Source organism: Micromonospora sp. NPDC005979 (assembly GCF_040614415.1).
In the GTDB taxonomy this organism is placed as follows: Bacteria; Actinomycetota; Actinomycetes; order Mycobacteriales; family Micromonosporaceae; genus Micromonospora.
Map to the genome: position 1 here is coordinate 116290 of NZ_JBEXUR010000018.1, position 19132 is coordinate 135421.

Here is a 19132-nt window from a genome sequence, read left to right on the forward strand (position 1 = left end):
CCGAGACGAGGGCGCCAGCCCTTGCCGAGACGAGGGCGCCAGCCCTTGCCGAGACGAGGGCGCCAGCCCTTGCCGAGACGAGGGCGCCAGCCCTTGCTGACCGGCCCGTCCCGGCCCCCTGCCGACCGGCCTGGCCGGCTGAGACGGCAAGCCGATTGTCCGCGATCGACCGTCGTGAAATCATCCCCTCGCCCGCGCATCTCGCGCGACAGAAACGGGGGAAGACATCGTGCGTACACCCGCGCTCAGTCCACTGTGGAAACACCTTCCCAGATGGGCCGCGGTGGCGGCCCTGAGCCTCACGGGGGCGGGCCTGCTGGCCGGTCCCGCCACCGCCGCCCCGACGGCCGAGCAGTCGCCGCGACCGGCGCTGACCACCGAGCAACCGCCCACCGTCACCACGCCCCCGAAGTCGGCGACCACGACTCCGGCCCCGGGCCGAGCCACCTCGGACGCCAAGTCCGTCGCCGGCCTCGCCGCCGCCTGCGGCGGCCAACTCCCGACGGGCACGGTCAAGAACTGCGCGTCGATCACCGGGGCCGCACAGCAGAACTGGACGGTCACCTCGACGGTCGACCAGGACACCCTGCTCGTCCGACTCCGTGAGGTCTCCGGTGATGGTGTCAGCGCACAGGTGAAGGGCAGCGACGGCGGCATCGTCTGCTACGTCAGCTCGTACCTCAACGAGTGCAAGCTCGGCGGCGCCGGCACCTACACGATCACGGTGAAGCTCTACTACGGCACCGGCAAGGGCGCCTACTCGCTGTCGGCGGAGTCGACGCGTACCCCGTCCGCCTGCGTCAACCTGCCCGAGGGCTTCTTCTCCTTCGCCTCCGCCGGGCGCAGCGGCACCCTGCCCGCCGGCCTTGCCGCCCGCTGTTTCACCTTCACGCAGCCCACCGGCGCGGTCCTGCACCTCGCCGACCCGGGCGGCGCCGAGGACATCCAGGGCAACATCCTGGACGCCCAGTTCCAGCCGATCTGTGCGGTGAGGTACCCGACGGAGTGCACCCTCAGCGAGCCCGGACCGTACCGGCTCTTCCTGCAGGAGATGTACGGCAACAAGGCCCCCTACACGCTGAAGATGCCCCGGATCTCGCAGTCGGTCGGCTGCCCGGCCCTGTCCCTGAGCACCTTCGGTGACCCCGGCACGGCGGTCGGGACCGGCACCGTGCAACCGTACGACGAAATCGGCTGCCAGTCGCTGCGCGTGAAAGCCCCCGGTCGGGTGGTCATCCGGATGGACCAGTACGCGAACCAGTACCTCAACTGGCGGCTGTACGACCCCGCCGGACAGGTCGTGTGCACGGAGTACGACTCCTGGCGGTCCTGTGCGGTGCCGGCGGCCGGCGCGTACACGTTCGTGGCGCAGAACTGGAACTGGGAGCCCGTCACCTACCGGGTGGCGGCAGCCCGCCTCGACCGGGCCGCGGGTTGCGCCGCCTCCACCGGGCTCAACTGGGACCAGCCGGCCCTGACGGTGCACCAGACCTCGCCGGTCCAGACGAATTGCCAGCCGTTCCACGGCGAAGCCGGCGAGCGGATCATGGTCTACCGGGCCCCGGACCGGTACAACGACGTCTCCTCCTCGATCGTCGACGAGCAGGGTGTCGTGCTGTGTACCGACTGGTCCGAGGAGGACGGGTGCGTACTGCCCGCCACCGGGACCTACCGCGTCGTCAGCTACCTGGCGACCTGGCCCGCCGACGCCACGGACCTCACGTACAAGATCCAGGTCCGTCGACTCTCCGACGCGGTCGGCTGCCCGACCATCGCCCCGGGCACGTACAACTCGGCGCCGGCCGGCGGCCTCGGTGGCATTCGCTGCCGCACCCTGGACCTTCCCAGCGCCGGCGTGTACCGGGTCACGGCGGTGGACGACGAGAACTACCAGGCGTGGGCCACCGTCTACGACTCCGCCGGAATCAAGGTCTGCACCGGCATCCGGTGTGAGGTCCCTGCGGCGGGTAGGTACACGATGGTCCTCTCCGGGGGCGACACCACCTCGGTGATCGACAACGACTTCCGGTACGCCGTCGCGTTGCTGCCGTGGAAGACGTCGGGCTGCACGCCGGTGTCCGACACCGGCTGGCAGGACGCCCCGCTCCGGGGCAGCTTCGGCGCCGCGGGGCAGCACAACTGCCTCCAACTGCCCAGCCCGTCGGGGGCTCACGTCGCCGAGTTGGTGGCCGGAGACGCGTCCTCACCGGAGATCAGCGTGCTGAACGCCGACGGCGATCAGGTGTGCGACTACTCCTCGCTGCGTCAGTACAGCTGCGAGCTGACCGGCGAGGCGCCCTTCTCCGTACTGCTCACCGCGGACGAGGGGGAACCCACCGCCTCGTACGCCGTGGGCTTCGCCCGCGTCGACGGGCCGCCGGCCTGCCCGGTCCTACCGGCAGACACCGCGGGCGCCACGGCGACCACCGGGGCGGACCACTTCGCGGCCTGTTACACCGTCCCGGCCGATCAGCACACCAGCCGGGAGAGCTTCACCTGGACGCGTACCGCCGGCTCGGGTGACGCCCGCCTGTCGGTCTTCGACAGCCAGGGCATCCGATACTGCGGCCCCACCAGCCCGGCCGTCGAGCGGACCGTCACCTGCACCCTGCCGGCCGGTCCGGTCACGGTGATCCTGGAGACGGATGCCGTCGACGCCTCGTACCGGTTGACCCACCGGGACGGCAACGCCCCGACCGCGTGACGCGCGGTGGGCCGGCCCTCCACCTGGTTGGAGGGCCGGCCCGCCGGTCACTCTCTGTCGTGAAGTCCGTCGTGCGTCGGCACGGTCCGGGCGAACGCCAGCGCGGCTCAGGCCGCGTTGTCCGCGGTCGCGGGGCGCCGCGCCCCAGACACGGCGGCGAACCCGGCGAGCGCGATCTCCGCCGTCTGCCGCAGTTCCTCGCGAGACACCCCGGCGGCGGCGTGGATCGCCTGCCCCTCGGTGACGCTCATGACGAATCGGGCGAGCGCGGCCGGGTTGGCGTCGGCCGGCAGGTCACTCTCGGAGACGGCGCGGGCGAACCGGTCGGCGAGGGCCCGCTCACCGGCGAGGCGGCTGGCGGCGAGGAACTCCGCGACGCCCCCGTTCTCGCTGGAGCAGGCGGTGCCGCCCTGGATCGAGAGGCAGCCGGCCGGGCGGTCGGGTCGGGTGACGGCGAGCACGTTCTCGCGCAGGAGAGTGGCGACGACCTCGTACGTGGTGGTCTGGGCGATCGCGTGCCGGGCGTACCCCATGTCCTGTTCGGCGTAGCGGGCCACGGCCTTGCGGAACAGCTCCTCCTTGCTGCCGAAGGCGGCATAGAGGCTCGGCTTGTTGATGCCCATGGCCGCGGTGAGGTCGGTCATCGAGGCGCCTTCGTACCCCTGACGCCAGAACACCTCAAGCGCGCGCTCCAACGCCTCGTCGACGTCGAAGCCCCGAGGACGCCCTCGTACCGGCACGGTCCACCACCTCCGGTTCCCATCCTAGCCACGGTTGAACCGATCGGTACAGAAATTTGTCGCACGGCTCGGGGGTTGCTACGGTCGGATCAGTACCGCTCGGTACACAACTTCCGAAGGAGACCGATCGTGGGACAGCTCGACGGCAAGACCGCCCTCGTCACCGGGGGCACCACCGGCATCGGCCTGGCCGCCGCCCGCCGCTTCGCCGCCGAAGGCGCGTACGTCTTCATCACGGGCCGGCGCAAGGGCCCGCTGGACGAGGCGGTGAGCAGCATCGGCGTCAACGCGACGGGCATCGTCAGCGACGTCGGCAACCTCGACGACCTGGACCGGGTGATGCGGGCCATCGAGGAGCGCGGCGCGGGGCTCGACGTGCTGTTCGCCAACGCCGGCGGCGGCGAGTTCCGTCCGCTCGACTCGATCACGGTCGAGCACGTCGCCACCACCTTCGACACCAACGTCTACGGCACCATCTTCACCGTCCAGAAGGCCCTGCCCCTGCTCAACGAGGGCGCCTCGGTCGTGCTGACCGGCTCGACGTCGGCGGTCAGCGGCATTCCGGCGTTCAGCGTCTACGCCGCGTCCAAGGCCGCCATCCGCTCGTTCGGCCGCTCCTGGGCAGCCGAGCTGATGGACCGGAAGATCCGGGTCAACACACTCGTGCCCGGCTCCACCGAGACTCCCGGACTCGCGGGCCTTGCCCCCAGCCCCGGGGAGTCGCCCGCCCTGCTCAAGACGATCGCGTCCACCGTGCCCATGGGCCGCCTGGCCCACCCGGACGAGATCGCCAACGCCGTGCTCTTCCTCGCCTCCGACCAGAGCAGCTTCATGACCGGCAGCGAGCTGTTCGTCGACGGCGGCGAAACGCAGCTCTGACGGGAGGACGCCCGGTCGATCCGCAACGGGTCGCACCGGGCGTCCCCGTGTTTCCCGAACGTTGGCGGCCGCACCAGCAACCTCTTCGCCCCGACCCCGTTGAGGCCTGGGGGATTCAATGGAGGGGCTGACCTGCCGATACTGGCAGGTTGGCCGACGCATCGATTGGCATCATCCTCGAATACTGGCGGAGCTGCTTCCGGGCCCGCTCGACAAGCACTGAGATCGTCGGCAGTATCACGGGAAGAGATGCCACCCCGCCCGAGGATCCCTAGTCGGAGGAGCCGCAGCGTGACGGTACGTCGAGAGAGGCCCGCAAGACGTCTTTCCGACCTGCTGACAGAGGACAGAATCGCGGTTGTCGCCGGTGCACACGACGCCCTCTCGGCCCGACTGGCCGAGCACCGGGGCTTCGACGCCATCTGGGTGAGCAGCTTCGGCGTCACGAATTCACTTGGCCTCGTCGACGAGGGTGTCATCACTCTGAATGAGATGCTGGATGCCGCCTGGCGCATCAAGCGCGCCACCTCCCACCCGGTCATCGTGGACTGCGACACCGGCTACGGAGACGTGATCAACGTGCGGCGGCTGGCCCGGGAGGCGGTGGACCGGGGCATTGATGCGATATGCCTCGAGGATCAGGCCTTCCCCAAGAGGAACACGTTCCTGGATGGCGAACACCAGCTCGACGATGTCCATCGCTTCTGTTCGAAGATCACGGCCGCCGCCGGATCCCGGACCGTCGATGACTGCCTGGTGGTAGCTCGCACCGAAGCGCTCTCCCAGGGATTCTCCGTGGACCACGCACTCGAGCGAGCGAACGCCTACGTCGAGGCCGGCGCCGACGCGATCATCATCCAGCACCGCTCCAGCGACATGCACGCGCTGGAGGCGTTCGCCGACGGCTGGCGCGGGCGGGCACCCCTCGGGGTGCTGGCCACCTCCATTCGCCAGGCAGGCTTCGAGGAGATGCAACGCGCCGGATTCGCACTGGCCATCTACGCCAATCAGGGCCTGCGTGCCGCGGTCCGAGCCATGGACGACACGTACCAGTCCATCCTCGGCGCCGGCGGACGTCAACCGGCGGACCTGGCGCTCGCCTCGATGGAGGAGGTCCTGAAGTTGCAGTCGGAATCAGGGTGGAATTGAGATGGAGCTTCTCCTCCTGCGCCACGGTGAGACGGAATGGAATCTCACGGGCCGGATGCAGGGACTCAGCGACACCCGCCTGACCCGGGCCGGCATCGACCAGGCTCAAGCGGCGCTCACCTCCCTTCCCCCGTTCTCGCAGGTATGGACCAGCCCGCTGCAACGGGCCCGCCTGACCGCCGAGGCGATCGCGGAATCGCAGGACATCCCGTGCCGGGTCGACGAGCGGCTGATCGAACGGAGCTGGGGGGCCTGGGAAGGCATGCTGCCGGAGGACGTCGACCAGAAGTGGCCGGGTTGGCGGGCGGCGGGGCGGAAGCCGGACGGATACGAGCATGACGAATCCGTCTTCCGCCGCTTTTTGGAATGGCGCGACGCCGTCACCCACGACGGTTCGGCGACGCCTCTCGTAGCCGTAACCCACGGCGGTTTCATGAGCGCGGTGGTCCGCGTTCTCGGCGGCTCGGACAGCGGGTACAAGAATCTCGAAGGCGTCTGGATAGGCGATGTCGAGGATCGACCGTTCATCCGACGCCACGAGGAGTTCATTCCGAACGCACGGAAGCTGACTCGATAAGGACGGGTAAGCGTGGAGGCCGCAGGCGCAGCCAAACGGATCAGAGAGACCTTCGGCCTGGTCGTCGGTGTCCCGGACTCCTCGCTGGCGTTCCTGGGGCCGATCTGGCAACGGCCGGGCGATGACGTCTCCGTGTGCACCAACGAGGGCTCCGCCGTGGCGCTGGCCGCCGGCTGGGCGCTCGGCAGCGGCAGGTGCGCGCTGGTCTGCATGCAGAACTCGGGGCTGCTGAACGCCTTGAATCCCCTCACCTCGCTGACACATACCTCGGTCCAGTCCGTCCCACTGGTTCTCCTCATCGGAATGCGAGGCTGGGCCGGCGACGAGCCTCAACATGAGGCGGTGGGCCGCGCCACGACGAGCCTGCTCGGCGCGGCGGACATCCCGTTCCGCACGACCTGCGCGTCCGACCTGTCGGACGTCGTCTCCACGCTGGGCCTGGCCCACCAGCAGGCGGTCGCCAGCAACACGGTGACCGCGGTCCTGGTCGAGGTCGGCGCCGCGCGTCCGCCCACGCCGCCGGCCACGGGAGGCCGCGCGCAGCAGGAGTGGACCAGTCGCGACGCCGTACGACTGGTCCTGGACGCTGCCCCGTCCGCAAGCATCGTCGTCGGCTCCACCGGCTTCAACAGCAGACTCGTGCACGAGTACCGCACGGACCACCCCGGCCGGTTCGAAGAGTTCGTGTACTGCGTCGGTGCCATGGGTCACGCGTGCTCCGTCGCCCAGGGTCTGGCAGTGGCCCGACCGGACGTGCCGGTCATCTGCGTCGACGGTGACGGCTCGGCCCTGATGCATCTGGGAGCGGTGCTCCTGCCCGCCACGCTCACCGTCCCGAACTACCGGCATGTGATCGTCAACAACGGCAGCCACGAGTCGGTCGGTGGCGGCGACACGCTCGGATCCCGCTTCAGCTTCTCGGCCCTCGGGCACGACCTCGGCTGGCCTACCCGAGTGTTCCGCGGCCCGACCACGCCCGATGTCGTCACCGCGCTGGCCGGACTGCTGAACGCGACCGGCCCGGTGCTGGTCGAGATGCTGACGCGCCCCGCAGGCGTCGGCCCACCTGCTCGGCCCCGGCCGCCGTTCGTGCGGACGAGGACGACGTCCCATCGGTTCCGGTAGGACTCCGAGGAGGTATGAGTCGTGGATTTCTCTCCGTACCGGGTGTTCATGGATCCCGCCGACGTGGCGCGCCTGGAGCGACAGCCGCGCGAGACATGGCGCCGGCAGGTGGGCCGGATGGTTGACGCCGGCGGCATCGGTGAGGTGCTCACCACGCGCGGCATCGCAGTGTTGTCCGGGCTCGACGATCTCTCCGGCCCGCAGTTGCGGGTCGTCTTCCCCCTGATCTGCGAGGCGCTCGGGACGTTGATCCCACAGAGCGTCGGCTCCTCGGCGCAGCTGCTGAGAGAGGTGACGTACCGGGGGAACGACCTGTCGGATCGCACGCTCCGCTACTCCGACAGCCGGGCCGGCGGAAGCTTCCACACCGACGGCGTCCCCGTTCCCGGCGAGGTGCCGGATCTCATCGCACTGCTCTGCCTGCGTCAGGCCGCGGCCGGCGGTGAACTCGTCTTCATCGACTCGCAGGAGATCCTGCGGCTGGCTTCGGCACAGATGCCGGACATCCTCGACGTTCTGGGTAACCAGTTCCACTTCGACCAGCGGCGCAAGGACGCGCCCGGCGCCACGATCGTACGGCGGGTCGTCGAGCGCTCGGGGGCCGACGACGGCACGCACCGCCTAACATATCTGCGGGACTACATCGAGTCCGGGCATGCGATGCCGGGGGTACGGCCGCTGACTCCGGCCGAGACGAGGGCCATGGACCTCCTCGATGCCGTGATGGCGAGCGAGGCTCTTCACATCGAGGGGCGGCTGCTCCGGGGGCAGATCGTGATCAGCGACAACCGGCGTTACCTGCACGGGCGTCATGCCTTCGTCGACGCGTCCGAGGGCGCGGGGAGACTGATGCTGCGAGCCTGGATCAGGCGATGATCAGATGAGCAAGTACATCGACTTCCACGATCCCCACAATCGGGACACCTACGTCGGGCGGTCCGCGGACCCCGCCTGGTCGGCGCTCTTCGCGCGACTCATGCGCCCGGAGGGTCGGTTGGTCGCCGACCTGGGATGCGGCGGTGGCATCTACACCAAGGCGATCGCGGGCATGGCACCGCAGCTGGTCGTCGGGATGGACTCGTCGCACCTGTCATTGGAGTCCGCCCGGAGCTACTGCCAGGGAGTCGACCGCGTGTCATTTCTGCTGACCGACGCGGAGGCCGTGGGCGCGGAGGACGACGTCTTCGACGGAGTCGTCGAGAGAGCTCTCATCCACCACTTCACGACGTTGCACCGCAACTTCCGGGAGGCCCGCCGCATCCTGAAACCCGCCGGCCTGCTCTGGGTCCAGGACCGCACGGTGGACGACGTCCTCCAACCGCCTTCGGCGGAGCACATCCGTGGCTACTACCTCGCCTTCGACGAACGGCTGAGGGCGACCGAGATCGAACGCCGGCGACGAGAGCCGGATGTCACGGCCGCGCTCCTGGAGGCAGGATTCCGGCTTGTCAACAGCAGCAAGGTCTGTGAGCTGCGCAAAGTGTTCCGCGAACCGGGCGAGTTGTACGAGGAGATCGTCCTGCGGCGCGGCCGGTCCCTGCTCCACGCGCTTGACGACCGGCGTATCCGTCAACTAGCCGACTACGTCGTCGAGCGGATTCCTCGTTGGCCGGCGGTCGAACGGGACACCTGGACGGTCTGGATCGCCGAGAAGTAGCCGCTGTCATGGCGCGTCGAGGTAGGTGTTCTGCTTCAGAGCGGCGTCCCAGAGAATCTTGATCTGCGACGCGTACAGCGCGTAGGTGGGGTTGCCGGGTCGCACCACGTAGGAAACCGTCGCCTGGTCGGCCTCGTTCTCGTGCAGGTAGTGCTGCACGCGAATGAGGGAATTCTCCGACAGCCGGTTCACGTCGATCGCGATGAAGGCCATGGGCATGATGCGGTCCGAAACCGCGAACTGGATGTTTCCGCTGTCCCGCAAACGGATGTAGAGGTCCTTGAAGAGGTTCGCCTGATTCAGGTACCGCTGCTGACTGTGGCGCTCGGAGTCCGAGTACCTCATCCGCCGAAACCCCTCGAGGACGTCGAGGTCGCCCACGTCGAGCACCAGGAAGCGCACCTGCACACGTCTGTTCAGACCGGCGAACAGATCCTTCGCGGCCACGAAGCCGGTCAACGTCGTACCACTGATGAAGACGTCGTGACGCGCCGACGCCACAGCGGTTCTCCAGTCGAAGGTGTGGCGTTCGACGAACTCGACGCCTATTCCCCGGTGGGCGAGCGTCCTCGCAATTTCCTCGGTACTCCTGGTCAGCACTCTCCACCGACTGCTGAAGAGAATGAAGAAGTCAATGACGATCATCGCCAGGAGCGCTTCAATGAAAGTGAGATGCAGATTTTGTTGGTTGAGGACTTCGGTGACGACCACGGCAGTCAGCGCGAATATCGCCTGAAGGGTGATGAATGCCGCGTCCAAGAACCTCAGAAGCCTCTTCATCGCCACTCCCCGAAACGGCCGAGTCGATGGAATTCACATGTGCGGCGCCGCCCGGACACCGAAGCTCATAGAGTTACCACAGTTAATGCGATGATCGCAACCAGTAGAAATTTCGTCTCTTCTGCAAGCCTCACGCAGAGCTTGACGGCGGAGAAAAGCAGCGCGCCGGGGACCGTACGGTCCCCGGCGCGCTGCTACGCACGAGCGGTGGCGGCGGGATTTGAACCCGCGGAGGGCGTAAACCCTCACACGCTTTCGAGGCGTGCTCCTTAGGCCACTCGGACACGCCACCGCCGACGAGGGTACAGGACCCCGGGTTCGGACGCCGAACCGGTATCGCCCGAGCCGGCCTGGCAGGATCTTTGCCATGAGTACGCACATCGGCGCGAAGCCGGGCGAGATCGCCGAGCGGGTCCTGATGCCGGGTGACCCCCTGCGGGCCAAGTGGATCGCGGAGACCTACCTCGAGGGCGCGACCTGCTACTCGACGGTCCGGGGCATGCTGGGCTTCACCGGCCGCTGGAACGGCGTCGACGTCTCCGTCCAGGGCTCCGGCATGGGCATGCCGTCCGCCTCCATCTACGCCCACGAGCTGATCAACGAGTACGGCGTGAAGACGCTGATCCGGGTCGGCTCCTGCGGCGCTCTCAGCACCGACCTGCAACTGCGTGACGTGGTGGCGGCGATCGGGTCGTCCACCGACTCGAACATGAACCGGATGCGCTTCGACGGTCTGATCGACTACGCCCCGGTGGCCGACTTCGGGCTGCTGCGTACCTCGGTCGAGGTGGCCGAGCGGCGCGGCATCACGATGCACGTCGGACCGATCCTGGCGGCGGACGCCTTCTACACCGACCGGCCGGACCTCTACGACACGCTCGCCGACTACGGCGTGCTGGCGGTGGAGATGGAGTCGGCGGCGCTCTACACGATCGCGGCCCGGTTCAAGGCTCGGGCGCTGACCGTGCTGACCGTCAGCGACCACATCAAGACCGGCGAGAAGACCACGTCGGAGGAGCGGGAGCAGACCTTCAGCCAGATGGTTGAGATCGCGCTCGACACGATCATCGCCTGACCCGTTCCGGCGGAGCGGCGTCACCCGCGGAGAGCGGTATGACTCAGAGGCATATTTATGTCTCAGGGTCATACCGCTCTTTCGCATCACGCCGGCCCCGCCCGCGCCCCCGCGCCACCGCCGGCCCGCGCCACCGCCGGCCCGCGCCACCGCCGGCCCGCGCCACCGCCGGTCCACGCCACGCCGGCCCACGCCACCGCCGGCCCGGCCCGCGCCACGCCGAGCCCGGCACGTCAGACGGCGGTGAGCGCCTCCGTCGGGGAGAGCCGGGCGGCGCGGACCGCCGGGTAGAGGCCGGCGAAGCCGCCGATGACCAGGGTCGCGCCCACCCCGCCGAGCATCGCCCACGCCGGCACCACGGTCGGCCAGTCCTGCGACAGCGCGTATCCGGTGGTGACCAGGATTCCCAGCAGCACCCCGCCGAACCCGCCGAGCGCCGAGAGCAGCAGCGATTCGGCGAGGAACTGGGTGCGTACCTGACCTCGGGTGGCCCCGAGCGACCGGCGCAGGCCGATCTCGGCCCGGCGTTCCAGCACCGAGATGACCATGGTGTTGGCAACGCCGACGCCACCGACGAGCAGGGCGACCGCGCCCAGGCCGAGCAGCAGCCCGGTGAAGGCGGCGTCGGTCGCCTCGGCGGCGGCCAGCGCGTCGGACGGGCGGGACACCTCCACCTCGTTGGGCGCTTCCGGGTTTGCGGTCGCGCCGAGCACCGACCGGACGGCCTCGACCTGTGACTCCTCGGCCCGGGTGTAGACGGTGCTCGGGTGCCCGTCGAAGCCCAGGTAGTCGGTCGCCGCCGACCAGCCGACCAACGCCGACGTGTCCAGCTCCGGGGCGAGCGGCACGGGAGCGAGGACACCGACCACGGTGAACCACCGCCCGCCCAGCCACACCTGTACCTGCGGATTCGCCTCGCCGACCCCCAGCCGGTCGGCGGTGGTCGCGCCGAGGACCACCGCCGGGTAGCGGGCGGTGGCCTCGTTGAGCCACGTTCCGCTGGTCACCTCGGCTCCGACGGTGCCGAGCAGGTCCAGCCGGGCCGCCCGGGTGGCGATCCCGCCCGTCTCGGCGGCCGGAATCCGGTCCGAGCGGTAGACCTTGGCGTCGGAGACCTGCCCGGTCGCGGACACCTCGGTCACCGGACCGATTCGGCCGATCATGGCCACCGACTCCTCGGGGAGCTGAGCGTCCGCGCCGAACAGGGTGTTGCCGGGTTCCACGGTGAGCAGGTTGGTGCCGAGCGCGTCGAGCGCCCGGTCCAACTCGGCCCGGGAAGACGAGGAGATGCCGACGACCGCGATCATCGCGGCGATGCCGATCGCGATGCCCAGCGCCGACAGGAACGCCCGCAGCGGTCGGGTCCGCAGGCCCACGCCACCGACGCGCAGGACGTCCCCGGGACCCATCCGGGCCGGGGTGAGCACCGCCATCAGCCGACCCCGCCCGTCGCGAGGACCGAGTCGTGCCGCACCGCGCCGTCCCGCATCCGTACCTGCCGGGGCAGGCTGTCGGCGATCTCCCGATCATGGGTGATCACCACGACGGTGGTGCCGGCCCGGTGCAGCTCGTGCAGCAGTTCCAGCACTCCGGTGCCGGACGTCGAGTCGAGGTTCCCGGTCGGCTCGTCGGCGAGCAGCACGGCCGGCTCACCCACCACCGCCCGGGCCACGGCCACCCGCTGCCGCTCCCCGCCGGAGAGTTCGTGCGGCCGGTGCCCCAGCCGGTGGCCCAGGCCGACCCGGACCAGCGCGGCCTCCGCACGGTCGCGCCGCCTCCGCAGGGGTACGCCGGAGTAGAGCAACCCGTCGGCCACGTTGTCCACCACCGGGACGCCGGGGGCCAGGTGGAACTGCTGGAAGACGAAGCCGATGCGGGTGGCCCGCAGCGCCGACAGCTCCCGGTCGGTGAGCTTCGCCGCGTCGTACCCGTCGATGAGGACGCTGCCCGACGAGGGCCGGTCGAGGGTGCCGATGAGGTGCAGCATCGTCGACTTGCCCGACCCGGACGGGCCGACGATGGCCACCAGCTCGCCGTAGCCGATCCGCAACGACACGTCGTCCAACGCGACGACGCCGCCGGGATACCGCTTGCTGACCCGGTCCAGCACGATCACGTCGCCCGTCACGCCGGCACCACCACCGTCGTTCCCTCGGCGATTCCCTCGCCGGTGATCTCCACCCGCCCGTCGGCGAACAGGCCCGTGGTCACCGCCACGATCCGGCGGGCGCCGCCGTCGACGACCTCGACGCCGTAGCCGCCCTCGGCGAGGGCCAGCAGCGCCGCCACCGGCACGGTGAGCACGTCCGCGCGTTCCGAGGCGGTGAAGGTGACGTCGACGCTGGCCTGGTCGAAGCCGGCGAGGGCTTTCGGGTCGGTCACCGCGACGGTCACCTCGATCTTCGTCTCCGCCTCCGCCGCCTGCCCGTTGGCACCGGCGGAACCGGTCTGGATGACGGTCTCGACAGTGCTGATCGTGCCGTTCACCGCCCGGCCGTCGGGCAACTTGACCGCGACCTTCGCGTCGCGCTTGGCCAGCCGCTGGTCGTCCACGTCCAACTCGACGGTCACCACCCGGCTGGTGCCGGTGTAGGTGAGCACCGCCTGACCGGGCTGGGTGACCGCGCCGACGTCGACCTGGTGGCCCTCCACCCGCACCTCCCCGTCGGCGTACACGACGCGTCCGGGCTCCACCCGGCCCGTCTCCGCCAGGCCGAGGTCGTCCTGCCACTCACGGACCGCGTCGGCCGTCGCGCCGGTGTACTCGTCGTCGACCGTGAAGCCGTCGTAGCCGAGCGCCGCGAGGTTCCGCTCGAACTGCGTGACGTCGGCGCCCTCCACCCCGGGGGCGAGCGTCCGGTACGCGGGCAGTCCGCCGTAGAGGAGCACCACCTCCGCGTCGTCGACCAGGTAGAGCGCCTTGCCCCGCCGTACCGTCGATCCCGTCGCCGGCAGCCCGGTGAGCGTGCCGCTGAGCCTCGCCGTGGCGGTACGCGTCGTGCCGTACCCCAGCTCACCGTCGGCGGTCTCGGAGTCGGCGAGGGTCTGCCGGGTGATGGCGGCGGTGGCCGCCGAAGCGCCGGCCTGGGCGGCGTCGCCGCCGGTCTGGCCGCCGAAGCCGACCGCGGCGATCACGCCCACGGCCGCGACCAGCAGCACGACGCCACCGACGAGGGCAGCCCGCAGCCGTACGCGTCGGGTGGTGCCGGTCACCGGTTACCGCCGAACTGCGGCGCGTACTGCCGGCACTTCTCCATGGCGGCGCGCAGCGCCGGGTCACCGAGGTCGAGCCCGTTGTCGCCCTTGGTGATCTGGATCCGCCCGTCGGCGTCCGGGTCCGGGAAGTTCGGCACGCCGTTCTCCCGCATGCACTTCGCCATGGTGCGCATCTGCTCGGCCTGCTCCGGGTTGAGCTGGGGACCCTGCCCGCCGTTGGGCAGTTTGTCGCGGCACTTCTCCATGGCGGACTGCACCTTCTGCGGGTCGACGTCTTCGCCGAACCGGAACGCCGGCCGACCGCCCGCCTCCGGGTCGGGCATCTCCACCCCGTTCTCCCGCATGCACCGGGCGAACGCGAGCTGCCGTTCCGAGTCGCCCGCCGGTGTGGCGCTCGCCGTCCCGCCGTCCTTCGCCCCGCCCGCGGTCGCGACCCCACCGCCGTCGTCCGCCGGGCCGCAGCCGGCCAGTGTCAGCACGAGCAGGGCGGGGATCGCGAGTATCTGTCGCCGCATGGTGTCCGCCTCCGTTTCCGGGTCCGGCGCGGATCGCCGGACGTTGCCGCCAGTTCACGGCAGAGGACGTATCCGGGGCGTAACCGTGCACGGTTATGCCGCCGTTACCCGCGGGCGGGGACCATGGACGGGTGAGAGTGCTGGTGGTCGAGGACGAGAACGTGCTGGCGGACGCCATCGCCGAGTGGCTGCGCCGTGAGTCGTTCGCGGTCGACGTGGCGTACGACGGGGACGCCGCGCTGGAGCGGCTCGGCGTCAACGAGTACGCCGTGGTGGTGCTGGATCGGGACCTGCCGGTGGTGCACGGCGACGACGTGTGCCGGGCGATCGTGGACGCGGGCGGGGAGACCCGGGTGCTGATGCTGACCGCCGCCGCGGCGGTACGCGAACGCGTGGCGGGCCTGGCGATCGGCGCGGACGACTACCTCACCAAGCCGTTCGCCCTGGTGGAGTTGTCGGCGCGGGTGCACGCGTTGACCCGTCGTGCCCGCCCGGCCGCACCGCCGATGTTGCGCCGCGCCGGGATCCAGCTCGACCCGGCCCGCCACGAGGTACGCCGCGACGACCGGCACGTGGCGCTGTCCCGCAAGGAGTTCGCGGTGCTCGCCGAGTTGCTGCGCGCCGACGGCGCCGTGGTCTCCGCCGAGGACTTGCTGGAACGGGCCTGGGACGAACACATCGACCCGTTCACCAACGCGGTGCGGGTCACGATGGTGAAGCTGCGCCGTAAGCTCGGCGACCCACCGGTGATCGAGACGGTGCCGGGAGCGGGGTACCGCATCCGATGAAACGGCTCACCATCCGCGGCCGCCTCACCCTCATCTACGGTGGGCTCTTCCTGCTGGCCGGCGTGGTCCTGCTCGCCGTCACGTACGTGCTGGTGGACCAACGGACGCCCCAGCCGTTCGGGGTGAAGGTGAGCGACCTGCCGAAGGTCACCGCGACACCGCCCAAGCCGGGCAACGGGCAGAACATCGAGACGCTGCGCGCCCTGGTCGAGGAGGCGCAGACCGAGGCGAAGCGCAATGCGTTGGAGTCGCTGCTCACCCAGGGCGGCATCGCGCTGATCGTGGTGTCGGCGGTGGCCATCGCGTTCGGCTGGCTGCTCGCCGGGCGGGCGTTGCAGCCGTTGCAGCAGGTCACCGACACCGCGCGGCGGATCGCCGGGGCGGACACCGCCGGTCGCGGGCTGCACGAGCGGATCGCGCTCGCCGGCCCCCGCGACGAGGTACGCGAACTCGCCGACACGTTCGACGAGATGCTGGAACGGTTGGACCGTTCCTTCGACGGGCAGCGCCGGTTCGTGGCGAACGCCTCGCACGAGCTACGGACGCCGTTGGCGCTGAACCGCGCGCTGGTGGAGTTGGCCGTGACGCGGCCGGACGCGCCGGAGGAGACCCGCAGGTTGGGCGAGTCGCTGCTGGCGGTCAACGAGCGGCACGAACGGCTCATCGACGGGCTGCTGACCCTCGCCGACTCGGAGAACGAGCTGACCGAGCGGACGGCGGTCGACCTGGCGGAGGTCTGCGCGCACGTGCTCGACCAGGCTGGCAAGCAGGCGCCCGACCTGCCCGTACACCGGTCGCTCGCCCCGGCCCCGGCCAACGGCGACCCGGTGCTGTTGGAACGGCTGACATTCAACCTGGTGGAGAACGCGCTACGGCACAACGTGGCCGCCGACGGATGGGTCGAGGTGCGCACCGCCCTGGTGGACGGACGACCCACCCTGACGGTGACCAACACCGGCCCGCTGATCGCCGGCTACGACGTCGAGACGATGTTCCAGCCGTTCCGCCGGCTGTCGCGCGAGCGGGTGGCCGGTACGCGTGGTTTCGGGTTGGGCCTGTCGATCGTCCGAGCGGTGGCCCGGGCCCACGGCGGCACCGCCGAGGCGCACCCCCGCCCGGGCGGCGGCCTGGTCGTCACGGTCACCCTGCCCGCACCCTGACCACCCGCCCCCGGCAGGGCCAGCGAAGCGCGGGGGTGTTCAGCGGAAGAAGGCGCGCAGCACGGCGGCGGTCTCGGCTTCCAGCACGCCGCCGTACACCTCGGGACGGTGGTTGAGCCGGCGGTCGCGCAACACGTCCCAGAGTGAGCCGGCCGCGCCGGTCTTGGGTTCCCACGCGCCGAAGACGACCGTGGAGACCCGGGCCAGCACCAGGGCGCCCGCGCACATGGTGCACGGCTCCAGCGTCACCACCAGCGTGCAGCCGTCCAGCCGCCACTCGCCGGTCCGTTCGGCCCCCCGGCGCAGGGCCAGCACCTCGGCGTGGGCGGTGGGGTCGCCGGTCAGTTCCCGCTCGTTGCGCCCGATCGCCAGCTCGCCGCCGTCCGGGCCGTAGAGCACCGCGCCCACGGGAATGTCGTCGACGCCCCCGCTGGGGATCGCCGGGTCGGTGACGGCGACCTCCAGGGCTCGGCGCATCCACAGCTCGTGCCGCTGCCGTCGCCCGATCCCACCGGCGTCGGCCAGGCCCTCACTCGCACCCGGCCCGGCACGCCGCACCGATCCGGGCGTCGGCTGGCCCGGCCGGATCATCTCCAACGATGGGTCGGTGGCGTCGGCCGGCTCAGACCTCACGCAACTCCTCGACCTCGTCGGCGCAGCCGAGCACCTCGCAGATCTCGGCGGTGACGTCCGCCGGCAGCATCCCCTCGTGGCCGCAGAGCGTCAACAGCTTCTGCGCGGAGATGCCCAGGTTGGCGAGCAGGTCGGCGTCGCCCACCGGGTCGGCCTCGGGGTCGACGGCGGGCTGCTCGCTCTCCTCGTCGCCGCTGGCGGCGGGGCGCGGCTCGTCGTCGCCGTCGAGCCCGGTCACCGACGTCTTCAGGTCACCGACCAGCAGTTGACCCAGCCGGGACTCCTCGGCGTACGCCGAGTCCGATCCGAAGACCCGCAGGTCCTCGCCCTCGTCGAGACGCAGGATCACCAGGTACGCGTCGTCGGCCTCGACGAAGAGCAGCGAGGTGTCGGCTTCCAGGTCGACATCGCGCAGCCGGTCGGCGACCTCGTCGATGTCGGTGGCACCCCGAAGGTTGACCTCGGACGCGGTCCAACCACTGTCATCACGCACCACGGCCGCAGCGAAGTACGACACGGTTCCCCCAAAAGCCCTCGGCACAGCGCCGACTCGTCAAGGGTGCACGTTAGCCGGTCGGGTCGGCAGGCGACCGGTCAACGCCCCGAGACGCCGGCCAAACCTGACAAAGTCGGATCAGCCAGCTACCCGACGGCGGGTGGCGATGAGTTGGCGTAGACGCTCGGTGCGCTGTCGCTGCGGCCGGCTGCGCTGGCGTACCGCCCGTGCGCCCGCCAACTCGGCGAGCAACTGGAGGCGGCGGCGGTTGCGATCCGGGTCCTGCCGCGGGGTGGTCCAGGCCATAGTGCCGAGAGTGCCGAGTCTCGGCGGCCACGTCAAGACGACGTTCGCTACGCAGCCAACCGGGCACGCGGCGCAGTCGTCCACAGCCTGATCCCGGCCGGTTCGGGCTCGCTCACCACAGCGGCCAGTCACCGCTCGTGGCCCAGCGCACGGCCACCACGGCGGCGGCGATGCTCCAGCCGCCGGCGGTCACGATGGCCACTCCGGTGGCCACTCCACGGTCGCCGTACCGCACCAGCGCCAGGGCGGTCGCCCAGGCGAGCAGGCCGGCCACCACCGTCCACCACGCGTAACTCACCACGTCGGTGCCGAGGAGCCCGAACAGCAGCAGCCAGGCAGCCGCGGCACCGCCGCCGGAGGCGACCCCGGCGCCGGTCACCGGGTGCGGTTCGCGGTAGGTCGGTCTGGCCGGTGGCCCGGCCGGGAAGAGCCCCGACGGGGTACGCGACGCCGGCCGCGCGGCGGCCGGGCCCGGGACGGGGCCTTCTCGGGCGATGCTCACCGGCTGCCCTCCCTCACGCGCGTCGCTCGTCCCCACGGTACCGGTCTGTCAGGATGGCCGAATGCCCTCGCCGACGATCGGTCGCCGCGTGCGTCCGGCGTACCCGATCCTGTTGCTGCTCGCCCCGGTGCTCGCCGCCGGCTGCGCGACGACCCGGCCCGGGGCGCCGCCGGACGGCGTCGCCGCGCCGTCACCGTCGGCGGTCTGGGCGACCGGGGAGCAGCCGGCGGCCCCGACGGTCGCGCCGACCACGAAAGCCCCGGCCAGCCCGACACCGTCGTCGGCCAAGCCGTCGCCGAGCGCGCCCCGCGCCGGGGTCCGGCACGTCTTTCCGGTACGCGCCGACAACGTGGACTACCACCCGACGCATGGGGCGTACCCGGCGACGGACGTGTTCGCGAACTGCGGTGAGCCCTTTGTGGCGGTGACCGACGGCAAGGTGCTGGAGGTGAGTCGCGTCGACAGGTACTCCAAGAGCGGGCCGCAGGGCCCGGACAACGGCGGCCTGTCGGTGTCGCTGCTCGGTGACGACGGGGTGCGCTACTACGGCTCGCACCTGAGCGTCGTCTCGTCCGGCGTCGAGGCGGGGGTCCGGGTGCGTGCCGGGCAGCAGCTCGGCAAGGTGGGCCGGACCGGCAACGCCAACAACGTCTGTCACGTGCACTTCGGGATCTCGCCGCCGTGCGCCGGTAAGGACGGGTGGTGGATCCGACGCGGCGTGATCTGGCCGGCGCGCTACCTGGACTCGTGGCGGCGTGACGGCAACCGGGAACCGGCCGCCGAGGTGACCGCGTGGCAGCGCCAACACGGCTGCCCGAAGGCTCCCTGAC

General features: G+C 70.6%; 21 protein-coding genes and 1 tRNA gene. 11 read left to right on the plus strand and 11 right to left on the minus strand.

Annotation, left to right across the window (positions count from 1 at the left end; translation table 11 throughout):
• The first annotated feature begins 283 nt into the window (after positions 1-283).
• Entirely contained in the window at positions 284-2704 is a 2421-nt protein-coding gene (locus ABZ272_RS26230; RefSeq protein WP_355052568.1) for a hypothetical protein, read from the plus strand.
• A 107-nt stretch (positions 2705-2811) separates the two neighbouring features.
• Here ABZ272_RS26230 and ABZ272_RS26235 read toward each other — a convergent pair whose 3' ends face one another.
• Positions 2812-3444 carry a TetR/AcrR family transcriptional regulator gene (locus tag ABZ272_RS26235; RefSeq protein ID WP_355052569.1) on the minus strand — a complete coding sequence of 211 codons (633 nt, stop codon included), beginning with the start codon at positions 3442-3444 and terminating at the stop codon, positions 2812-2814.
• Between the two features lie 129 nt (positions 3445-3573).
• Here ABZ272_RS26235 and ABZ272_RS26240 point away from each other — a divergent pair, with 129 nt between their 5' ends.
• The 6 genes from ABZ272_RS26240 (at position 3574) to ABZ272_RS26265 (ending at position 8831) form a co-directional block, all read left to right on the plus strand.
• Positions 3574-4323, plus strand: coding sequence for an SDR family oxidoreductase (locus ABZ272_RS26240; RefSeq protein ID WP_355052570.1), 750 nt, complete (start codon positions 3574-3576; stop codon positions 4321-4323).
• Between the two features lie 291 nt (positions 4324-4614).
• Positions 4615-5472: an isocitrate lyase/PEP mutase family protein gene (locus ABZ272_RS26245; RefSeq protein WP_355052571.1), complete on the plus strand. Its 858-nt coding sequence runs from the start codon at positions 4615-4617 to the stop codon at positions 5470-5472.
• A 1-nt stretch (position 5473) separates the two neighbouring features.
• Positions 5474-6049 carry a histidine phosphatase family protein gene (locus ABZ272_RS26250; protein ID WP_355052572.1) on the plus strand — a complete coding sequence of 192 codons (576 nt, stop codon included), beginning with the start codon at positions 5474-5476 and terminating at the stop codon, positions 6047-6049.
• Positions 6050-6061: 12 nt separating this feature from the next.
• Complete coding sequence (locus tag ABZ272_RS26255; protein WP_355052573.1) at positions 6062-7174, plus strand: thiamine pyrophosphate-dependent enzyme; 1113 nt, start codon at positions 6062-6064, stop codon at positions 7172-7174.
• Between the two features lie 21 nt (positions 7175-7195).
• The gene (locus ABZ272_RS26260; protein ID WP_355052574.1) at positions 7196-8050 is read left to right on the plus strand and encodes a TauD/TfdA family dioxygenase; all 855 of its coding nucleotides are present in this window, start codon (positions 7196-7198) and stop codon (positions 8048-8050) included.
• Between the two features lie 4 nt (positions 8051-8054).
• The gene (locus tag ABZ272_RS26265) at positions 8055-8831 is read left to right on the plus strand and encodes a class I SAM-dependent methyltransferase (RefSeq protein WP_355052575.1); all 777 of its coding nucleotides are present in this window, start codon (positions 8055-8057) and stop codon (positions 8829-8831) included.
• Between the two features lie 6 nt (positions 8832-8837).
• Here the strand turns inward: ABZ272_RS26265 and ABZ272_RS26270 are convergent, their stop codons facing one another.
• A complete protein-coding gene (locus ABZ272_RS26270) occupies positions 8838-9611 on the minus strand; it encodes a hypothetical protein (RefSeq protein WP_355052576.1) in 774 nt (257 codons plus the stop codon).
• Between the two features lie 205 nt (positions 9612-9816).
• Positions 9817-9903, minus strand: a tRNA-Ser gene (locus tag ABZ272_RS26275).
• Positions 9904-9978: 75 nt separating this feature from the next.
• On the opposite strand from ABZ272_RS26275, the gene deoD reads away from it, so the two are divergent.
• The gene (gene deoD, locus ABZ272_RS26280; protein ID WP_355052577.1) at positions 9979-10686 is read left to right on the plus strand and encodes a purine-nucleoside phosphorylase; all 708 of its coding nucleotides are present in this window, start codon (positions 9979-9981) and stop codon (positions 10684-10686) included.
• A gap of 233 nt (positions 10687-10919) precedes the next feature.
• Here the strand turns inward: deoD and ABZ272_RS26285 are convergent, their stop codons facing one another.
• Genes ABZ272_RS26285 through ABZ272_RS26300 form a run of 4 tightly spaced genes read right to left on the minus strand, consistent with a single transcriptional unit; the run spans position 10920 to position 14417 of the window.
• Positions 10920-12119, minus strand: coding sequence for an ABC transporter permease (locus tag ABZ272_RS26285; protein WP_355052578.1), 1200 nt, complete (start codon positions 12117-12119; stop codon positions 10920-10922).
• Positions 12119-12802 carry an ABC transporter ATP-binding protein gene (locus ABZ272_RS26290; protein WP_355052601.1) on the minus strand — a complete coding sequence of 228 codons (684 nt, stop codon included), beginning with the start codon at positions 12800-12802 and terminating at the stop codon, positions 12119-12121. Before ABZ272_RS26290 ends, ABZ272_RS26285 begins: the two co-directional genes overlap by 1 nt.
• 8 nt (positions 12803-12810) lie before the next feature.
• Positions 12811-13899, minus strand: coding sequence for a peptidoglycan-binding protein (locus ABZ272_RS26295; protein WP_355052579.1), 1089 nt, complete (start codon positions 13897-13899; stop codon positions 12811-12813).
• A complete protein-coding gene (locus ABZ272_RS26300; protein ID WP_355052580.1) occupies positions 13896-14417 on the minus strand; it encodes a hypothetical protein in 522 nt (173 codons plus the stop codon). Before ABZ272_RS26300 ends, ABZ272_RS26295 begins: the two co-directional genes overlap by 4 nt.
• Before the next feature lie 131 nt (positions 14418-14548).
• Between ABZ272_RS26300 and ABZ272_RS26305 the strand changes: the two genes are divergently transcribed.
• Both ABZ272_RS26305 and ABZ272_RS26310 read left to right on the plus strand, forming a co-directional pair.
• Complete coding sequence (locus ABZ272_RS26305; protein WP_355052581.1) at positions 14549-15205, plus strand: response regulator transcription factor; 657 nt, start codon at positions 14549-14551, stop codon at positions 15203-15205.
• Positions 15202-16365 carry a HAMP domain-containing sensor histidine kinase gene (locus tag ABZ272_RS26310; RefSeq protein ID WP_355052582.1) on the plus strand — a complete coding sequence of 388 codons (1164 nt, stop codon included), beginning with the start codon at positions 15202-15204 and terminating at the stop codon, positions 16363-16365. Before ABZ272_RS26305 ends, ABZ272_RS26310 begins: the two co-directional genes overlap by 4 nt.
• A 39-nt stretch (positions 16366-16404) precedes the next feature.
• Here ABZ272_RS26310 and ABZ272_RS26315 read toward each other — a convergent pair whose 3' ends face one another.
• From ABZ272_RS26315 to ABZ272_RS26330, 4 genes are all read right to left on the minus strand, one after another.
• Positions 16405-16956: a nucleoside deaminase gene (locus tag ABZ272_RS26315; RefSeq protein ID WP_355052602.1), complete on the minus strand. Its 552-nt coding sequence runs from the start codon at positions 16954-16956 to the stop codon at positions 16405-16407.
• 31 nt (positions 16957-16987) lie between these two features.
• On the minus strand, positions 16988-17515 hold the full coding sequence (locus tag ABZ272_RS26320; RefSeq protein ID WP_355052583.1) for a tRNA adenosine deaminase-associated protein: 528 nt from the start codon (positions 17513-17515) through the stop codon (positions 16988-16990).
• 117 nt (positions 17516-17632) lie between these two features.
• Positions 17633-17800, minus strand: a complete 168-nt coding sequence (locus ABZ272_RS26325; protein WP_167626078.1) for a hypothetical protein — start codon at positions 17798-17800, stop codon at positions 17633-17635.
• A 112-nt stretch (positions 17801-17912) separates the two neighbouring features.
• Positions 17913-18296: a hypothetical protein gene (locus ABZ272_RS26330; RefSeq protein WP_355052603.1), complete on the minus strand. Its 384-nt coding sequence runs from the start codon at positions 18294-18296 to the stop codon at positions 17913-17915.
• A 67-nt stretch (positions 18297-18363) separates the two neighbouring features.
• On the opposite strand from ABZ272_RS26330, the gene ABZ272_RS26335 reads away from it, so the two are divergent.
• On the plus strand, positions 18364-19131 hold the full coding sequence (locus ABZ272_RS26335; protein WP_355052584.1) for a peptidoglycan DD-metalloendopeptidase family protein: 768 nt from the start codon (positions 18364-18366) through the stop codon (positions 19129-19131).
• Position 19132 lies beyond the last annotated feature (1 nt).